Here is a 15,488-nt window from a genome sequence, read left to right as displayed (position 1 = left end):
TGGGTATTCTGGCGGAGAGACGGGGATTCGAACCCCGGATAGGTTATTAACCTATACACGCTTTCCAGGCGTGCGACTTAAACCGCTCATCCATCTCTCCGGCGGGGAGTCGAATTATAGCAAACTTCGAGCCCAGCGCCACACCCCTGCGCAAAACCGCCTAAGGATGCCGGATATAGTCCACCAACGCCCTCGTATAAGCATCCGGTTTCCGGTCCACCAGACTCACGCCGATCGCCACCAGAAACCCCGCCGGCACGCCGAACACGCCTGAGCTGATCGGCTCGATCCCGAACCACCGGGCGCCCGCGAAGCCTGTCATCTGCGTGAAGAACGGATAGGTCGACACGATGTAGTAAATGCACACCACCAGCCCCGCCACCATGCCCGCCACCGCCCCAAGCCGGGTCGTGCGCTTCCAGAACACGCCCAGCACCAAGACCGGAAACAGGCTCGAAGCCGCCAGCGAAAACGCCGCGCCCACCAGAAACAGAATATTCCCCGTATTCAGCGACGCCACATACGACGCGAACAACGCCACCCCAAGCAACAAAATCTTCGAGATCGTCACGCGCCGCTGACTCGAAGCGGTCGGATCGACCATGTGATAGTAGACGTCGTGCGATAACGCATTGGCGATCGTCAGCAGCAACCCGTCCGCGGTCGAGAGCGCCGCCGCCAACGCGCCTGCCGCGATCAGCCCGGACATCACATACGGCAGCCCGGCGATCTCGGGCGCGGCGAGAACAACCATATCCGGCTGCATCTGGATCTCGCTCCAGCGCACGATACCGTCGCCGTTCGTGTCAGCCAGGCTGATCAGACTCGGTTCGACCTTGCGCCACTGCATGAGCCATTGCGGCAAATCCGCAAAATGATGGCCGACCAGGTTGGTCAATATCTCGTACTTGATCAGTACCGCCAGCACGGGCACCGTCAGATAGAACAGCGCGACAAAGAACAGCGTCCAGCCAACCGAGCGTCGCGCGGACGCCACCGAGGTCGTCGTGTTGTAGCGCGTCAGGATGTGCGGCAGGCTCGCGGTACCAAGCGACAGGCACAGCAGCAGCGACAGGAAATTGCGCTCATGCGTGCGCCGGTCTTCTTCGCTCGTGACGGGAAACGGCTCGTGCATCGGCACCGGCGCGGCCGCGCGCATCAGCATCTCGTCGCGGCGTTGGGTCCAGACAATTTGCGCGGCGGCGGCATCGCGCGGAAATTGTTCGAGCGCCCTCTCCTGCTCCTTGATCTCACGTAGCGGGCCGTTGTGGCGCCGCAAGTCCGCGACTTCCTGCGTGAGGCGCAGTTTCTCGTCGACGAACGATTGCGGCAGCGTATCGAGCCGCATCTGCATCAGCGTGGCGCGCCGCCGATAGTCGTCGCGTACGGTCTGCTCGAGCGGCGCTTCACGCACCTGCTTCTCCAGGACCTCGACGCGCTCCATCAAGCGGCCGTAGTTAAACTGCGGCACCCAGCCGAGGCCATCCTTATGCGCGATCATCGACACGGGAATCAGAATGGCCGCGATCAGGATGATGTATTGCGCGACCTGGGTCCACGTCACGGCACGCATGCCGCCCAGAAACGAACACACCAGAATGCCCGCGAGTCCGCAGAAAATGCCGACCGCGAAATCGACGCCGATAAAACGCGTCGCGATCAAACCGACGCCCTGAATCTGTGCGACCAGATAGACAAACGAGCACAGGATCGCCGCTAACGCAGCGAGTCCACGCACCGCGTTGCTCGAGAAGCGCGTGCCGAGAAAGTCGGGAATCGTGTAGCGCGCGAGCTTGCGCACGTACGGCGCAAGCAGGAATGCGACGAGGCAATAGCCGCCGGTCCAACCCATCAGATACGCGAGACCGTCGTATCCGGTCGCATAGATCGACCCGGCAAGGCCGATGAACGAGGCGGCGGACAACCAGTCGGCCGCAGTCGCCATGCCATTGAAGACGGACGGCACGCGCCGCCCGGCTACGTAGTATTCGACGAGGTCGGACGTGCGCGACAGCAACCCGATCACCGCATACACCGCGATCGGCACGAACAGGAACACGTAGCCGATCCACACACCCGGGCCGGTGATGCGCTCAATGCGCCACATCACATAGATGAATAGCAGGAAGCCGAGCGTATAGAGCGCGTATGAGCGGATCAGCCGGTTCGTGAGCTTCATCGGCTCAGCTTCCGTGCGCAGTAGGCGCGCCGGAATCGGCACTGGCACTGGCACTGGCGTCCGCATCGAAAGCGCGTTGCAGACGGCGGTCGGCGCGCTGCATCAGCACGATATAAACGACGATCAACGCAACATAGATCAGGATCGCCCCTTGCGCACCGAAGTAGAACGGCAAACTGAAGCCACGGAAACGCACCTGCTCCAACGCCGGTGCCAGCAGCGGCAAAACGAACGACACCACGAAGCCCATCGTCATCAACGTCGCTATCAACGCAAGATTGAAACGCCAATACTTTTGATGCGCGCGCGCCATCGCTGCCGAGACCGCTGGGGGTTCGGGCGGGGGATTAAGCGTAGCGTGAGAGGTGTGGTGCGGCGCGGCCATGCGCCTATGTATCAAAAAGCCACCGGGCAGGCAATCGGGATTGTCCGCGCGGTGGCTTTAACTGCCTGACCTACATGGCCGCTACCAGGGTCCGGTCAAGGGCGCATCGTCCGACACACCCTGTCGCATACCGGGGCAAACGCAGGTCAACCTAAGCTCAGAGCGACTCGCCGAGCTGATCGAGAATCGCCGGGTTCTCCAGCGTGGACACGTCCTGGGTGATTTCCTCACCCTTCGCGAGCGAGCGCAACAGGCGGCGCATGATCTTGCCCGAACGCGTCTTCGGCAGGTTTTCACCGAAACGGATGTCCTTCGGCTTGGCGATCGGACCGATCTCCTTGGCGACCCAGTTGCGCAGTTCGTTGGCGAGTTTCACCGCTTCTTCGCCTTCAGGACGCGCGCGTTTGAGCACCACGAATGCGCACACGGCTTCGCCGGTCGTATCGTCAGGACGGCCCACCACGGCCGCCTCAGCGACGAGCGGGTTCGACACCAGCGCCGACTCGATCTCCATGGTGCCGAGGCGGTGGCCGGACACGTTGAGCACGTCGTCGATGCGGCCCATGATCGTGAAGTAGCCGGTTTCCTTGTCGCGCACCGCGCCATCGCCGGCGAGGTACAGCGTGCCGCCGAGTTCTTCGGGGAAATAGCTCTTCTTGTAACGGTCCGGATCGCCCCACACATTGCGCAGCATCGCCGGCCACGGGCGCTTCACCACCAGAATGCCGCCCTGCCCGTTCGGCACGTCCTGGCCGGTTTCGTCGACAACCGCCGCCATGATGCCTGGCAGCGGCAGCGTGCAGGAACCCGGCACCAGCGGCGTGGCGCCCGGCAGCGGCGTGATCATATGGCCGCCGGTTTCGGTTTGCCACCACGTATCGACGATCGGGCAACGGCCGCCGCCGACGTTCTCGTGATACCACACCCACGCTTCCGGATTGATCGGCTCGCCGACCGTGCCGATGATGCGCAGCGTCGACAGGTCGTAGCTCTTCGGATGCACCTTCTGGTCCGCTTCGGCGTATTTGATCAGCGAGCGGATCGCGGTCGGCGCCGTGTAGAACAGCGAGACCTTGTGCTTCGCGATCATCTCCCAGAAACGGCCGGCGTTCGGGTAGGTCGGCACGCCTTCGAACACGACCTGGGTGCCGCCGAGCGTCAACGGGCCATACGTGATGTAGCTATGGCCCGTGATCCAGCCGATGTCGGCGGTACACCAGAACACATCCGTGGGCTTCCAGTCGAAAGTCCACTTCATGGTCTGCGCGGCCCACAGCAGATAGCCGCCGGTGCTGTGCTGCACGCCCTTCGGCTTGCCGGTCGAACCCGACGTATAGAGGATGAAAAGCGGATGCTCGGCGCCGACCGACTCGGGCGCGCATTGATCCGATTCAGCCTGCGTGAGCTCGTGCATCCACAGGTCGCGGCTTTCGTTCCATGCGATCTTGCCGCCAGTGCGCTTGTACACAATCACGCTTTTCACTGCATCGCAGCCGCCCATGGCAATGGCTTCGTCGGCGATGTTTTTCAGCGGCAATGCCTTACCGCCGCGCATCTGTTCGTCGGAGGTCACGAGGGCGACGGCGCCCACGTCGACCAGGCGCTCGTTCAGCGACTTCGACGAGAAACCGCCGAATACCACTGAATGGGTTGCGCCGATGCGCGCGCACGCCTGCATCGCGACAATGCCTTCGATCGACATCGGCATATAGATCACGACGCGATCGCCCTTCTTCACGCCGCGTTTTTTCAGCGCGTTCGCAAAGCGCGACACGCGTTGCAGCAGATCGCTATAGGTGACGTTGGTGACGGTGCCGTCGTCGGCTTCGAAGATGATCGCGACGCGCTCGCCGTTGCCGGCTTCGACATGACGGTCGATGCTGTTATACGACGCGTTCAACTGGCCGTCTTCGAACCACGTGTAGAAAGGCGCCTTCGATTCGTCGAGCACCTTGGTGAAGGGCTTGGTCCAGCTTAGCGTCTCGCGAGCGAGGCGCCCCCAGAAACCTTCGTAATCGCGCTCCGCTTCGGCGACAAGCGCCCGGTACGCGTCCATACCGGAGATCGTGGCGCCAGCCGCTGCTTCAGCGGAGGGCGGGAAAACACGGCGTTCGTGAAGAACCGATTCAATCGCAGACATCGACAACCCCTTGGTGAAGATGAAACGTAAAACCTGTGCCGGCGCGCCTGTGGCGCGCCATGTGATGATGGCGCCGCAATCGGTAATCAATAGGCGGCGCGCTGTCTCCAACCCTCGCGCAGCGATCGCCGATCGCTGCGCTGCGGCCCGTGCGCCTTTCACTTTCATTCATGCGGCACCGCAACATGAATGGGTGAAAGACCGACGCCCCGCTCTCGTGTTCAAACATAAACTTTGCAACTTACCGGCCACTTACGCGAGCCGCATCGCGTGGCGGGCAAAAACCCTTACGCGGTTCAGACTAGTCAGGCAGTTCAGACTAGGCAGGCACGGCATGCTACGCGCTACGTGCCGTTCATGCACCCCGCTCAACGTACCGATGCAACCGAACCATGCCGGGACAAGGCACACGAGTCGCATCACGTGCGCCGCGCCGGCGCCGCGCCTTTACGCTGGCTCGCACGCCCTCTTACAATGCTAACTGAACTAGCCGTCTGGATTCCAGCTTGAATCGTTACTCCCTGCTTCTCATTACCTCGATGCTGCTGGTCGGCAGCAATGTCGGAATCGGTAAATCGATCGTCGAGTTCGTCCCCGTCCCCCTGTTTGCGTTGCTGCGCTTCGTCATTGCAATGGCAGTGTTGTGGCCGTTACTACGCATCAGCAAGCTGCGCCGCGTCAAACGCGATGAATGGCTCAATCTGTTTTTGCAGGCGCTGTTCGGCACCTTCGGGTTCACGTTGCTGATGCTGGGCGGCGTGCAGCGCACCAGCGCGGTCGCGGCCGGCGTCATCACCAGCACGATCCCCGCGGTCGTCGCGTTGCTCTCGTGGCTGATCCTCAAAGAGCGTCCGAACGGTCGGGCACTCGCATCGATCGCGCTGGCGATCGTCGGCGTGGTCGTCATCAATCTCGCCCATGTGGATGAGAACGCGGGCGGCGAGACGTCGTTCACCGGCAATCTGATGGTGCTGGGCGCCGTGTGCTGTGAGTCGCTTTACATCATCCTGTCGCGCCGTTTGACGCAGACGCTCGCGCCAATCGACATCTGCGCCTACACGCATATGTTCGGCCTGCTGCTGATGCTGCCGCTCGGCGCCACCGCGCTGCTGCATTTCGACTATCGCGCGGTGCCCGTTAGCGTCTGGACGCTGGTGCTGTGGTACGGGCTGTCGGCGAGCATCTTCTCGTTCTGGCTGTGGATGAAGGGCATTCGTCATGTGCCGGGCAGTCTCGCGGGCGTGTTCAGCGCCGTGCTGCCGGTGGCCGCAGCCCTTTACGGCATCGTCTTTCTCGACGAGCGGCCCACGCTTGCACACGGCTTCGCGCTCGCGTGCGTGGTAGCAGGGATCGGGCTGGCGAGCCTGAAGGTCAAGCGGGCGCCGCCGGTCGCCTCCTGAGCGCCGTTGCCTGTTAAGCGCTAAGGCCTGCCTGGCCTGCTGAGGTCTAGCCGCCTGCCAAGGGCCGTTGGCCGCTTCAGGCTCGCTGGCCGCCGAAGCTCGCTGCCCACCAGGGACCGTTGCCCGCTTAGGCCCACAGCAGTGCCGGCCGGCCCAGACTGCCCGCCGCGCCGCAGCAATTTCAGCCGACGCTGTACAATAGCGCGCCCGACGTGAGCTTTTCCGGCCTCCCCTGGCCGCGTTCCGCGCCGTCTGCGCCCTGGTTTGCGTGCTCGATCCGCGCGTTTGGTTTGCGCGTCGGGTCAGCGCATTTAGTCCGTGTTCCGTCACCTGCGTTTCATCTGACTCTTGCCTATGTCCGCCCCGCGACCCGACTCAGCCCGTCAGCGCCGCCCGATGCGCCCGCTGCCCGCCATCATCTTCATGAGCCGCTGGCTGCAAGTACCGCTCTACCTGGGGCTGATCGTCGCCCAAGGTGTCTACGTCGTCCTGTTCCTGAAAGAAGTCTGGCATCTGGTCACCGCGTCCATGACGCTCGACGAAACCAACATCATGCTGGTGGTGCTTGGCCTGATCGACGTGGTGATGATCTCGAACCTGCTGATCATGGTGATCGTCGGCGGCTATGAAACGTTCGTGTCGCGCCTGGGCGTGGAGGGTCATCCGGACGAACCGGAATGGCTCGACCACGTGAACGCCGGCGTGCTGAAGGTCAAATTGTCGATGGCGCTGATCAGCATCTCATCGATCCATCTGCTGAAAACCTTCATCAGCCCCGACCAGAATTCGACGCACACCATCATGTGGCAGGTGATCATTCACGTCGCGTTCCTCCTCTCGGCGGTAGTGATGGCGCTGGTCGACCGCCTTACCACGCATACGCATCCGAAACATTTTCAGGAGCCCGCGGGAATGCATCCGCTAGGCTCTACCGGTTCCACTCCCCTGAAGGCGCAAGACTGACCGCACTGCCCTGCGTGTCCGTACAACAAGCGCCATTGTCCCCACTGAGCTAGCCATGACCGTCATCAAACAGGAAGATCTGATTCAGAGCATTGCTGATTCGCTTCAGCACATCAGCTATTACCACCCGCTCGATTACATCCAGGCCTTGGGCCGCGCTTACGAACTCGAAGAGAGTCCGGCCGCGAAGGATGCGATCGCGCAGATCCTCACGAATAGCCGCATGTGCGCGGAAGGCAAGCGTCCGATCTGCCAGGACACCGGCATCGTCACGGTGTTCGTGAAGGTCGGCATGGACGTGCGTTGGGACGGTGCGACGATGGGCGTCACCGAGATGATCAACGAAGGCGTGCGCCGCGGTTACCTGAACCCGGACAACGTGCTGCGCGCGTCGATCGTGAGCCCGCCGGAAGGCGCACGCAAGAACACGAAAGACAACACACCGGCCGTGATCCACTACGAGATCGTGCCGGGCGACAAGGTCGACGTGCAGGTCGCGGCCAAGGGCGGCGGCTCGGAGAACAAATCGAAGTTCGCGATGCTGAACCCGTCGGACTCGATCGTCGACTGGATTCTGAAGACTGTGCCGACCATGGGCGCAGGCTGGTGCCCGCCGGGTATGCTCGGCATCGGCATTGGCGGCACCGCTGAGAAAGCGATGGTGATGGCGAAGGAATCGCTGATGGATCCGATCGACATTCAGGACGTGATCGCCCGCGGCCCGAAGGACTGGATCGAAGAACTGCGTGTCGAACTGCACGAGAAGGTCAACGCGCTCGGCATCGGTGCACAGGGTCTCGGCGGTCTTGCCACCGTGCTTGACGTGAAGATCATGGCAGCACCGACGCACGCTGCGAGCAAGCCGATCGCGATCATCCCGAACTGCGCAGCCACCCGTCACGCGCACTTCACGCTGGATGGCTCGGGCGTGGCAAAGCTCGAAGCGCCGTCGCTCGACGCATGGCCGAAGGTGCAGTGGGAACCGGATACGGAAAAGAGCCAGCGCGTCGATCTGAACACGCTGACGCCGGAACAGGTCGCCGCCTGGAAGCCGGGCCAGACGTTGTTGCTGTCGGGCAAGATGTTGACGGGCCGCGACGCCGCGCATAAGCGCATCGCCGATATGCTGGCGAAGGGCGAAAAGCTGCCGGTCGACTTCACCAACCGCGTGATCTACTACGTCGGCCCGGTCGATCCGGTGCGCGACGAAGCCGTCGGCCCCGCAGGCCCGACCACCGCCACGCGCATGGACAAGTTCACCGAGACGATGCTGTCGCAAACAGGTCTCATCTCGATGATCGGTAAAGCCGAGCGTGGCCCGGTTGCGATCGAAGCGATCAAAAAGCACAAGGCCGCCTATCTGATGGCCGTGGGCGGCGCGGCTTACCTCGTGTCGAAAGCGATTCGCAGCGCGAAAGTTCTCGCGTTCGAAGACCTCGGCATGGAAGCGATCTACGAGTTCGACGTGCAGGACATGCCGGTGACGGTTGCGGTCGATTCGAACGGCACCTCGGTGCACCAGACCGGCCCGAAGGAATGGCAAGCGAAGATCGGCAAGATTCCGGTCGCGACAGTTTGATCGCTACTGACATCCGCTGAATAACTTAAAGCCGGGGCCTGACACCCCGGCTTTTTTTATGATGAAATGAGAACGGTACGCATCACGCGAAAAACCCTCTGAAATCAAGCAAAAATCTGCTTTTTGCCTTGGCTTTTTGCGTTTCGCCGTTTATTGTTCTGGGAAATTCAAATCTCCTACAAGGACACATCATGCAAGGCGACAAGAAGGTCATCGAATATCTCAACTCACAGTTGAAAAACGAACTGACCGCCATCAACCAGTACTTCCTGCACGCGCGGATGTATAAGCACTGGGGCCTCGAGAAACTCGGCAAACATGAATACGACGAATCGATCGGCGAAATGAAGCACGCCGACTGGCTCATCGAACGCATTTTCATGCTCGATGGCCTGCCGAACCTGCAGGACCTGCACAAGCTGCTGATCGGTGAAGAAACCAAAGAAATCCTTGAATGCGATCTGAAGCTCGAACAGATTTCGCAAAGCACCTGCAAAGAAGCGATCGTGTATTGCGAATCAGTTCGCGATTTCATCTCGCGTGAAATATTCACGAAGATTCTCGACGACACGGAAGAACATATCGACTGGCTCGAAACCCAGATCGATCTGATCGGCAAGGTCGGTATCCAGAACTACCAGCAAACCGCAATGGGTTCGATCGAGTCCTGATCGGACCATGTTGGAACAGCCCGCGCGCCGGTTCATTGGCCATCTCGTTTGGCAGCCTATTAGCCAGCTTGTTTGCCAGAGTCAGCGCCGCGCGGGCGATATACTTGCGCACTTCCCTGTTTTCGTGAGTTTCCCGTGACTGCTGTGCCGCGCATGTCCTCATCGCCTATGCCCGCAGAATCATCGTCTTCGAGTGCCCGGATCGCCACTTCAGTTGGCGGTTCGCACGCGCCGGTCGGCATATTCGACTCGGGTCTGGGCGGTTTGTCGGTGTTGCGGGCGGTCCGGGCGCAACTGCCCGGTGAAGCACTCATCTACGTCGCCGACTCGCGCTACGCCCCCTACGGCGAACGCGACGACGACTTCATCGCCGACCGCACCCTCGCAATCGGCGAATGGCTGGTCAAGGAAGGCGCGAAGGCGTTGGTGGTCGCATGCAATACGGCGACCGCGCAGTCCATCGCATTGGTTCGCGAAACGCTGTCCATTCCGCTGATTGGCGTCGAGCCGGGCGTCAAACCAGCCGCGCTGCAATCGAAAACGCGTGTCGCGGGCGTGCTCGCCACCCAAGTGACCTTGCGCAGTGCCCGCTTTCAGGCTCTGCTGGAGCGCTACGCCGCTGATTGCCGCTTTCTTTGCCAACCGGGCCACGGGCTCGTGCAGGCGATCGAGCGCTGCGACGTAGGCTCCGCCGAACTGCGCGCGCTGCTGCGCAGCTACCTGCAGCCCATGCTCGATGCCGGCGCCGATACCCTCGTGCTCGGCTGCACCCACTACCCGTTTCTCGATGCGGCGATCCGCGACATCGTCGGCGACCGGCTGATGCTGATCGATACCAGTGTGGCCATCGCGCGCCAGTTGGAACGGGTACTCGACCAGCACGGGCTGCGCGCCACCCCGGAAAGCGCCGCCGCTGTTCTGCCCCGCTTTTATTCGACCGGCGACAGCACGCATCAGCAACAACTCGCCGCTACGCTGCTGCAGATCGACACGGCGGTCGAGCAGGTCGTGATCCCGTCGCGCCGCACGGCAGCGCCGGATTCCCAAGCCGCATAAAACCCTCGCCCGCTGCGTTTTGGGCCGCTGCGCGGCCTTTCTGCGCGCTTTTTAGGCGTTTTTACGCCCTTCCCGTCGCTCGCCCCGAACCTCATCCCTTAGACGAAACCCTTCTAAGAGTCTGGTTTTGTTACAAAAAATCATGCAGGACGCTTGCCAAAAGGTCCAATCAAAATGATAATAGTTCGCATTAACGTTAGCTATGACGCCCTGCCATGATTGTCTGTGTCTGCAAGTCTGTTTCTGACCGAAAGATCCGTGCCTCGATCGCGGAAGGCGTCGATTCGTTCGACGAACTCCAGTTCGAACTCGGCGTCGCCTCCTGCTGCGGCAAGTGCGCGGATTCCGTGCGCGGCGTCATGATGGAAAGCGGTGTGTGCGCAAGCCGCTGCGGTTTCGATCATCACTCGCAAGTTATGCCGCTGACGTTTTACGAACGCAAGGCCGCCTGAGGCGGGACTTGAGCGCGCCGCGGTAACCGCCGCCGCGCCTCGGGCGTTCGTTGCTTCGCCGCTTCATGCTCGGTTTTACGCGCCGTCTCGCGCGCCGCTTCACGCTTTATCCCACTGCCGTCAGCAAGCCAGTACTCGTACCAGCCAGCTACCCGCTCACCCGTTAAAAGGAGTTTGAGATGGAATTGCTGATTGGTTTCGTGACTACTTTGTTCATTTCGCTGCTGATCTTCCGAACATGACGATGTCTTGTCTGACGTGCCGCATCGACGGCACGTCGCCACGCTAATATGCAGGCCTCGCATACCGTTTCAGCCGGCGCCACGCTGGCTTCGCCCCCCCGAATGAACTCCCGCGCCTTGACCGCGATTGCCGCGGTCGCGGCGATTCACGTCGCTTTGCTTGCGGTCGTCCTGACGCTTCGTCATGAACCCGTGCAGCCGGTGCTCGAATCACGCATCATGACCGCGCAGTTGCTCGCGCCGGCGCCCATGGCCGCGCCCGTCGCAGTGCAATCGATCGCGCCGCCGCCCAAGCCGACGCCACCGGTCCATACCAAAGTCAAAATCCAGTCAAAGCCGACACCGACGCCCAAACCGACGCCTACGCCGTTGCCCGTGGCTGCCGCGCCGTCGGCCACACCCGTCGCCGCGGCTGATCCTACGCCGCCCGCGCCGGCTGCACCGCCCGCTCAGGCTGCGCCGGCCGTTGGTCGTCCAACGATGGACATCACCGTACCGAAAAACGTTTCGCACATCGACTGCAGCATGGTCACGCCAGAGTACCCCGCGCTGTCCAAGCGCCGCGGTGAAACCGGTACGGCCTATGTGACGTTCGTCATCGGACCGACGGGGAAGGTCGAAAGCATCTCGCTCAAAAAGAGCAGCGGCTTCAACCGTCTGGACGACGCCGCCATCGCCGCCGCGCATGCGAGCTCGTGCCAGCCCTATCTCGAGAACGGCCAGCCCATTCGGGCCACGGCCACCCAGCCTTACAACTTCAATCTGAGTGATTGAGGAAGATTTTAAAAACAAGGAATTGCAATGCAAAACTACGGATTGGCGCACGTGTGGGCGCAAGGGGATTTTGTGACGCGCGGTATCGCGCTCGCGCTGTTGATCATGTCGGTGATGTCGTGGAGCGTGATCGTCATCAAAGGCTGGAATGTGATGCGCCTGAACCGCCTCACGAAGAATGCCGAGCAGCAGTTCTGGCATTCAGACGATCTCGCCGACGGTGTGAAGAAACTCGGCGCTGGATCGTCCACGCCGCAGGACAATCCGTTCCTGGCACTCGCGCTCTCGGGCCAGGAGGCCGCGGATCACCATCATCAGACGCAGCCGCATCTGCACGATCGCATGGATGTGTCGGATTGGGTGACGCGCTGCCTGAAGGACACGATGGATGAAAGCGTCGCGCGCATGCAAAGCGGCCTGGCGATTCTCGCGTCGATCGGCAGCACGGCGCCGTTCGTCGGCCTGTTCGGCACGGTGTGGGGCATCTATCACGCCCTGCTGGCAATCGGCGCGAGCGGTCAGTCGTCGATCGATCAGGTTGCTGGCCCGGTCGGCGAAGCGCTGATCATGACCGCGTTCGGCCTGTTCGTGGCGATTCCGGCCGTGCTCGGCTACAACGCCTTGACGCGTGCCAACAAGGGGATTGTCGCCAAGCTGAGCCGCTTTGCGCACGGTCTGCACGCTTTCTTCGTGACGGGCGCCCGTCTGTCGTCGTCCAAGCGCGGCGACGGTTTGCGCCTCGCCACGCGCGCCAACTGATCGACGAGGCATTCCGATGGCAATGAGCCCCTTCGCCGGCGACGATGACGACGGCCTGATGAACGAAATCAACATGACGCCGCTCGTCGACGTGATGTTGGTTCTCCTGATCGTCTTCATGGTGACGATTCCGGTGATTCGTCACGCGGTCAAAATCGATCTGCCGCATGCAAGCAGTCAAAAAGAAGACACCAAGCCCGCCCAGGTCATGGTCGCCATCGACGCGGACGGCAACGTGTTGTGGGACGAAAAGAAGGTCGACGACGCGGCGTTGCGCGCGAAGATCGCGGAGGCTGCGCAAGCCAATCCGCAGCCGGAGCTGCATCTGGATGCGGACCGCAAGGTCGCATACGAAAAAGTCGCGGAAGTGATGTCGGCGGCGCAGGCCGGCGGTCTCACGAAGATTGGCTTCGTCACGCAGCCTAAAGGAAAATGAGCGCAAATAACGGCAGGTGATCCGCGCACAGCAACACGCCACTGTTAAGCAGCGCCTGCCGAAAAAACAGAAAAGCCCTTGTTTCAAGGGCTAAAAGTAAAAGGCCTTCATCGTCAGATGAAGGCCTTTTTTTGTGCGCACTCGGCGCCTTCGGGCGGCGGGATCATTTACCATCAGAAGATGACTGATAGCTCGAGTCACCGCATGCGACAGCCGTGATCGACACGGACAGCGCGGTCAGCCCTATCAGGCCCACTATCATAGAGGCCATGAGTTTTCGCATAAGAGACTCCTTAGCGAAGGGATTTCATAATAGGCCTGTGCGCGCGCGCATTCAAGCAAACTGTCATTGAAAGTACTCATGACAGGCCGCGCTTAAATGCTAAAAGCGATGTTGCAGCGCGTAATACGTGCTATGACGCGATCGCGAGAACGGGCTGCGCAACATCTTGCGCTGCACGCGTCGGACACTCGCCCGTGATGTGCTTGCCTTCGTCCGGATCGAGCATTTCGACCAGATAATCGACGAATGCGCGCACAGCCGGCACCATTCCCTGCCGCGACACGAATACCGCGTACAACTGCGGCGTCGGAAGGGTCCATCCCGGCATCACCGGCGACAACTGTCCCGCGCGCAACGCGCTGCCGTACATCATCTCCGGCAACGCGGCGATACCGACGCCGGACAGCACCGCTTCACGAATCGTCATCAGATCGGGGGTAACGAGGCGCGGCTCGTGTTCGTGCGCGTGGTGCGTGCCGTCGGGAGCGATCAGATTGAAGACGTGGCGGCCGTCGCTGGTCGGCACGTCGAGCGTTTCAAAACGGCTCAGATCGGCAGGCAATAGCGGCGGCGCATTCTGCTGCAACAGACTCGGTGCGCCGACCAGCATCTGCTGCGTGCGCCACAGCGGGCGCACGACGATGTTGGCGTTTTCCGGCGGCGCGGAGCGCACGCGCAGCGCGATGTCGATCGAATCCTCGAACAGATCGACCACACGGTTCGTCACGCGCATGACCACGCGCACTTCCGGATAGCGATGCATGAATTCCGGCAGGATCTGCGACAGGATGGTCTGCGAAATTGTCACCGGCACGCTGACGCGCACCGTACCGCGTGGCGAGGACCGTAATTGCTGCACGACGTTGACGGCCGCCTGAGCCTCGCTCAGCATCGCCTGACAGTGCTGATAGAAGAGTTGGCCGGCTTCAGTGAGCGCCAGCTTGCGGGTGGAGCGCTGTAGCAAACGCACGCCGAGCGACGCTTCCAGCTCGGTCAGCCGGCGCGACAGGCGCGACTTGGAAATGCCCAGCACGCGCTCGGCCGCGGAAAATCCACCGTGTTCGACGACCTGCGAAAAGTACATCAGGTCATTCAGATTGTGTGAATCGATCTTCATCTCATCGTTCCAGTAATAGAACAATCCATTGCGTGACAGTGGCTGGCACCTAGGAAAACGGTCCCTATAATAGCTCCATGTTTCAAAAATAACGCTATTCCCCATTTTCCAAGGTGACTTTGATGAGCACGACGCGCACCATCGAACGCACGTTTCCCGCTGTTCGCACGACCGAAGGTGGCGGCTTTATCGTTCACCGCCCGTTTCCGACCCGCTTGCTGATGGATTTCGATCCGTTCCTGCTGCTCGACGAAATGGGGCCGATTGACTACGCGCCGGGCGAGGCGAAAGGCGCGCCGGATCATCCCCATCGCGGCTTCGAAACGGTGACGTACGCACTCGAGGGCGAGTTCGGCCATAAGGATTCGGCGGGCCATTCGGGCACGCTACGCGCCGGCGACGTGCAATGGATGACGGCGGGCGCAGGCGTCGTGCACAGTGAGATGCCGGACCCGTCGTTCGTACGCACGGGTGGGCGCGTGCATGGCGTGCAACTGTGGGTGAATCTGCCGCGCCGCGACAAAATGATCGAGCCGCGCTATCAGGAGATTCCGTCGGCCAGCATTCCGGTCGCGACGTCCGCGGACGGCAAGGTGCGCGTCAAGGTCATTGCGGGTGAAGCGCTCGGTGTGAAGGCGGCGATCGAAACGCGCACGCCGATCCTGTATCAGCATTTCTCGCTGCAACCGGGTGCGACGATCCAGCAGCCGGTGCCCGCCGACTACCGCGTGTTCGCTTACAGCCTGTCCGGCAAGGGCTTCTACGGCGACGGAGAAGCGCGTCAGGAAATCGACGCGCAAAAGATGGTTGTGTTTCAGAACGACGGCGAATCGGTCACGCTCACGGCCGGTACCGAGCCGCTTGAAGTGCTGCTGCTCGGCGGCGTGCCGCTGAAAGAACCGGTTGTGCGCTACGGCCCGTTCGTGATGAACACGGAAGACGAAATCCGTCAGGCCGTAACCGATTACCAGGCCGGGCGCATGGGCGCGATCACCCACTAATCGGCCACTAATTGGCCGCGTCGGCACGCGCCGCCGCACAGGCGGCGCGAA

Annotated in this window: 14 protein-coding genes and 1 tRNA gene; 10 read left to right on the top strand and 5 right to left on the bottom strand. The window is 61.6% G+C overall.

Going from position 1 to position 15,488, the window contains the following annotated elements; translation table 11 throughout:
- Positions 1-9: 9 nt before the first annotated feature.
- The 4 genes from PQQ96_RS23675 to acs form a co-directional block, all read right to left on the bottom strand.
- Positions 10-100, bottom strand: a tRNA-Ser gene (locus PQQ96_RS23675).
- A 60-nt stretch (positions 101-160) separates the two neighbouring features.
- Entirely contained in the window at positions 161-2,179 is a 2,019-nt protein-coding gene (locus PQQ96_RS23670; RefSeq protein ID WP_408297182.1) for a sodium:solute symporter family protein, read from the bottom strand.
- A 4-nt stretch (positions 2,180-2,183) separates the two neighbouring features.
- Positions 2,184-2,564: a DUF4212 domain-containing protein gene (locus tag PQQ96_RS23665; protein ID WP_408297181.1), complete on the bottom strand. Its 381-nt coding sequence runs from the start codon at positions 2,562-2,564 to the stop codon at positions 2,184-2,186.
- Between the two features lie 157 nt (positions 2,565-2,721).
- On the bottom strand, positions 2,722-4,704 hold the full coding sequence (gene acs / locus PQQ96_RS23660) for an acetate--CoA ligase (RefSeq protein WP_408297179.1): 1,983 nt from the start codon (positions 4,702-4,704) through the stop codon (positions 2,722-2,724).
- Between the two features lie 506 nt (positions 4,705-5,210).
- Here acs and PQQ96_RS23655 point away from each other — a divergent pair.
- From PQQ96_RS23655 to PQQ96_RS23615, 9 genes are all read left to right on the top strand, one after another.
- Positions 5,211-6,104 carry a DMT family transporter gene (locus PQQ96_RS23655; protein WP_408297178.1) on the top strand — a complete coding sequence of 298 codons (894 nt, stop codon included), beginning with the start codon at positions 5,211-5,213 and terminating at the stop codon, positions 6,102-6,104.
- A gap of 354 nt (positions 6,105-6,458) precedes the next feature.
- Positions 6,459-7,067 (top strand): TIGR00645 family protein, encoded by a 609-nt coding sequence (locus PQQ96_RS23650; protein ID WP_408297176.1) that lies wholly within the window; start codon positions 6,459-6,461, stop codon positions 7,065-7,067.
- Between the two features lie 55 nt (positions 7,068-7,122).
- Positions 7,123-8,646 (top strand): fumarate hydratase, encoded by a 1,524-nt coding sequence (locus PQQ96_RS23645; protein ID WP_408297174.1) that lies wholly within the window; start codon positions 7,123-7,125, stop codon positions 8,644-8,646.
- Positions 8,647-8,837: 191 nt separating this feature from the next.
- Positions 8,838-9,317: a bacterioferritin gene (gene bfr / locus PQQ96_RS23640; protein ID WP_408297172.1), complete on the top strand. Its 480-nt coding sequence runs from the start codon at positions 8,838-8,840 to the stop codon at positions 9,315-9,317.
- Positions 9,318-9,485: 168 nt separating this feature from the next.
- A complete protein-coding gene (gene murI / locus PQQ96_RS23635; RefSeq protein ID WP_408297170.1) occupies positions 9,486-10,373 on the top strand; it encodes a glutamate racemase in 888 nt (295 codons plus the stop codon).
- A gap of 215 nt (positions 10,374-10,588) precedes the next feature.
- Positions 10,589-10,825 carry a (2Fe-2S)-binding protein gene (locus tag PQQ96_RS23630; RefSeq protein ID WP_074284856.1) on the top strand — a complete coding sequence of 79 codons (237 nt, stop codon included), beginning with the start codon at positions 10,589-10,591 and terminating at the stop codon, positions 10,823-10,825.
- Between the two features lie 290 nt (positions 10,826-11,115).
- Complete coding sequence (locus tag PQQ96_RS23625) at positions 11,116-11,841, top strand: energy transducer TonB (RefSeq protein WP_408297167.1); 726 nt, start codon at positions 11,116-11,118, stop codon at positions 11,839-11,841.
- 27 nt (positions 11,842-11,868) lie between these two features.
- A complete protein-coding gene (locus tag PQQ96_RS23620; RefSeq protein WP_408297165.1) occupies positions 11,869-12,600 on the top strand; it encodes a MotA/TolQ/ExbB proton channel family protein in 732 nt (243 codons plus the stop codon).
- Positions 12,601-12,616: 16 nt separating this feature from the next.
- Positions 12,617-13,036, top strand: a complete 420-nt coding sequence (locus tag PQQ96_RS23615) for an ExbD/TolR family protein (protein ID WP_408297163.1) — start codon at positions 12,617-12,619, stop codon at positions 13,034-13,036.
- 413 nt (positions 13,037-13,449) lie between these two features.
- Here the strand turns inward: PQQ96_RS23615 and PQQ96_RS23610 are convergent, their stop codons facing one another.
- Positions 13,450-14,436, bottom strand: a complete 987-nt coding sequence (locus PQQ96_RS23610) for a LysR family transcriptional regulator (RefSeq protein WP_408297161.1) — start codon at positions 14,434-14,436, stop codon at positions 13,450-13,452.
- A gap of 122 nt (positions 14,437-14,558) precedes the next feature.
- Here PQQ96_RS23610 and PQQ96_RS23605 point away from each other — a divergent pair, with 122 nt between their 5' ends.
- On the top strand, positions 14,559-15,437 hold the full coding sequence (locus PQQ96_RS23605; RefSeq protein WP_408297159.1) for a pirin family protein: 879 nt from the start codon (positions 14,559-14,561) through the stop codon (positions 15,435-15,437).
- Positions 15,438-15,488: the final 51 nt, after the last annotated feature.

The organism is Paraburkholderia sediminicola (genome assembly GCF_046027825.1).
Lineage (GTDB): Bacteria > Pseudomonadota > Gammaproteobacteria > Burkholderiales > Burkholderiaceae > Paraburkholderia > Paraburkholderia sediminicola_D.
The sequence above is the reverse complement of the archived record's forward strand: the minus strand, read 5'-3'. Positions and strand labels throughout refer to the sequence as shown.

Coding starts and splice junctions, on each gene's coding strand:
- PQQ96_RS23670 (WP_408297182.1), bottom strand. CDS start 2,179: ATGAAGCTCACGAACCGGCTGATCCGCTCATACGCGCTCTATACGCTC.
- PQQ96_RS23665 (WP_408297181.1), bottom strand. CDS start 2,564: ATGGCCGCGCCGCACCACACCTCTCACGCTACGCTTAATCCCCCGCCC.
- acs (WP_408297179.1), bottom strand. CDS start 4,704: ATGTCTGCGATTGAATCGGTTCTTCACGAACGCCGTGTTTTCCCGCCC.
- PQQ96_RS23650 (WP_408297176.1), top strand. CDS start 6,459: ATGTCCGCCCCGCGACCCGACTCAGCCCGTCAGCGCCGCCCGATGCGC.
- PQQ96_RS23645 (WP_408297174.1), top strand. CDS start 7,123: ATGACCGTCATCAAACAGGAAGATCTGATTCAGAGCATTGCTGATTCG.
- bfr (WP_408297172.1), top strand. CDS start 8,838: ATGCAAGGCGACAAGAAGGTCATCGAATATCTCAACTCACAGTTGAAA.
- murI (WP_408297170.1), top strand. CDS start 9,486: ATGCCCGCAGAATCATCGTCTTCGAGTGCCCGGATCGCCACTTCAGTT.
- PQQ96_RS23630 (WP_074284856.1), top strand. CDS start 10,589: ATGATTGTCTGTGTCTGCAAGTCTGTTTCTGACCGAAAGATCCGTGCC.
- PQQ96_RS23625 (WP_408297167.1), top strand. CDS start 11,116: ATGCAGGCCTCGCATACCGTTTCAGCCGGCGCCACGCTGGCTTCGCCC.
- PQQ96_RS23620 (WP_408297165.1), top strand. CDS start 11,869: ATGCAAAACTACGGATTGGCGCACGTGTGGGCGCAAGGGGATTTTGTG.
- PQQ96_RS23615 (WP_408297163.1), top strand. CDS start 12,617: ATGGCAATGAGCCCCTTCGCCGGCGACGATGACGACGGCCTGATGAAC.
- PQQ96_RS23610 (WP_408297161.1), bottom strand. CDS start 14,436: ATGAAGATCGATTCACACAATCTGAATGACCTGATGTACTTTTCGCAG.
- PQQ96_RS23605 (WP_408297159.1), top strand. CDS start 14,559: ATGAGCACGACGCGCACCATCGAACGCACGTTTCCCGCTGTTCGCACG.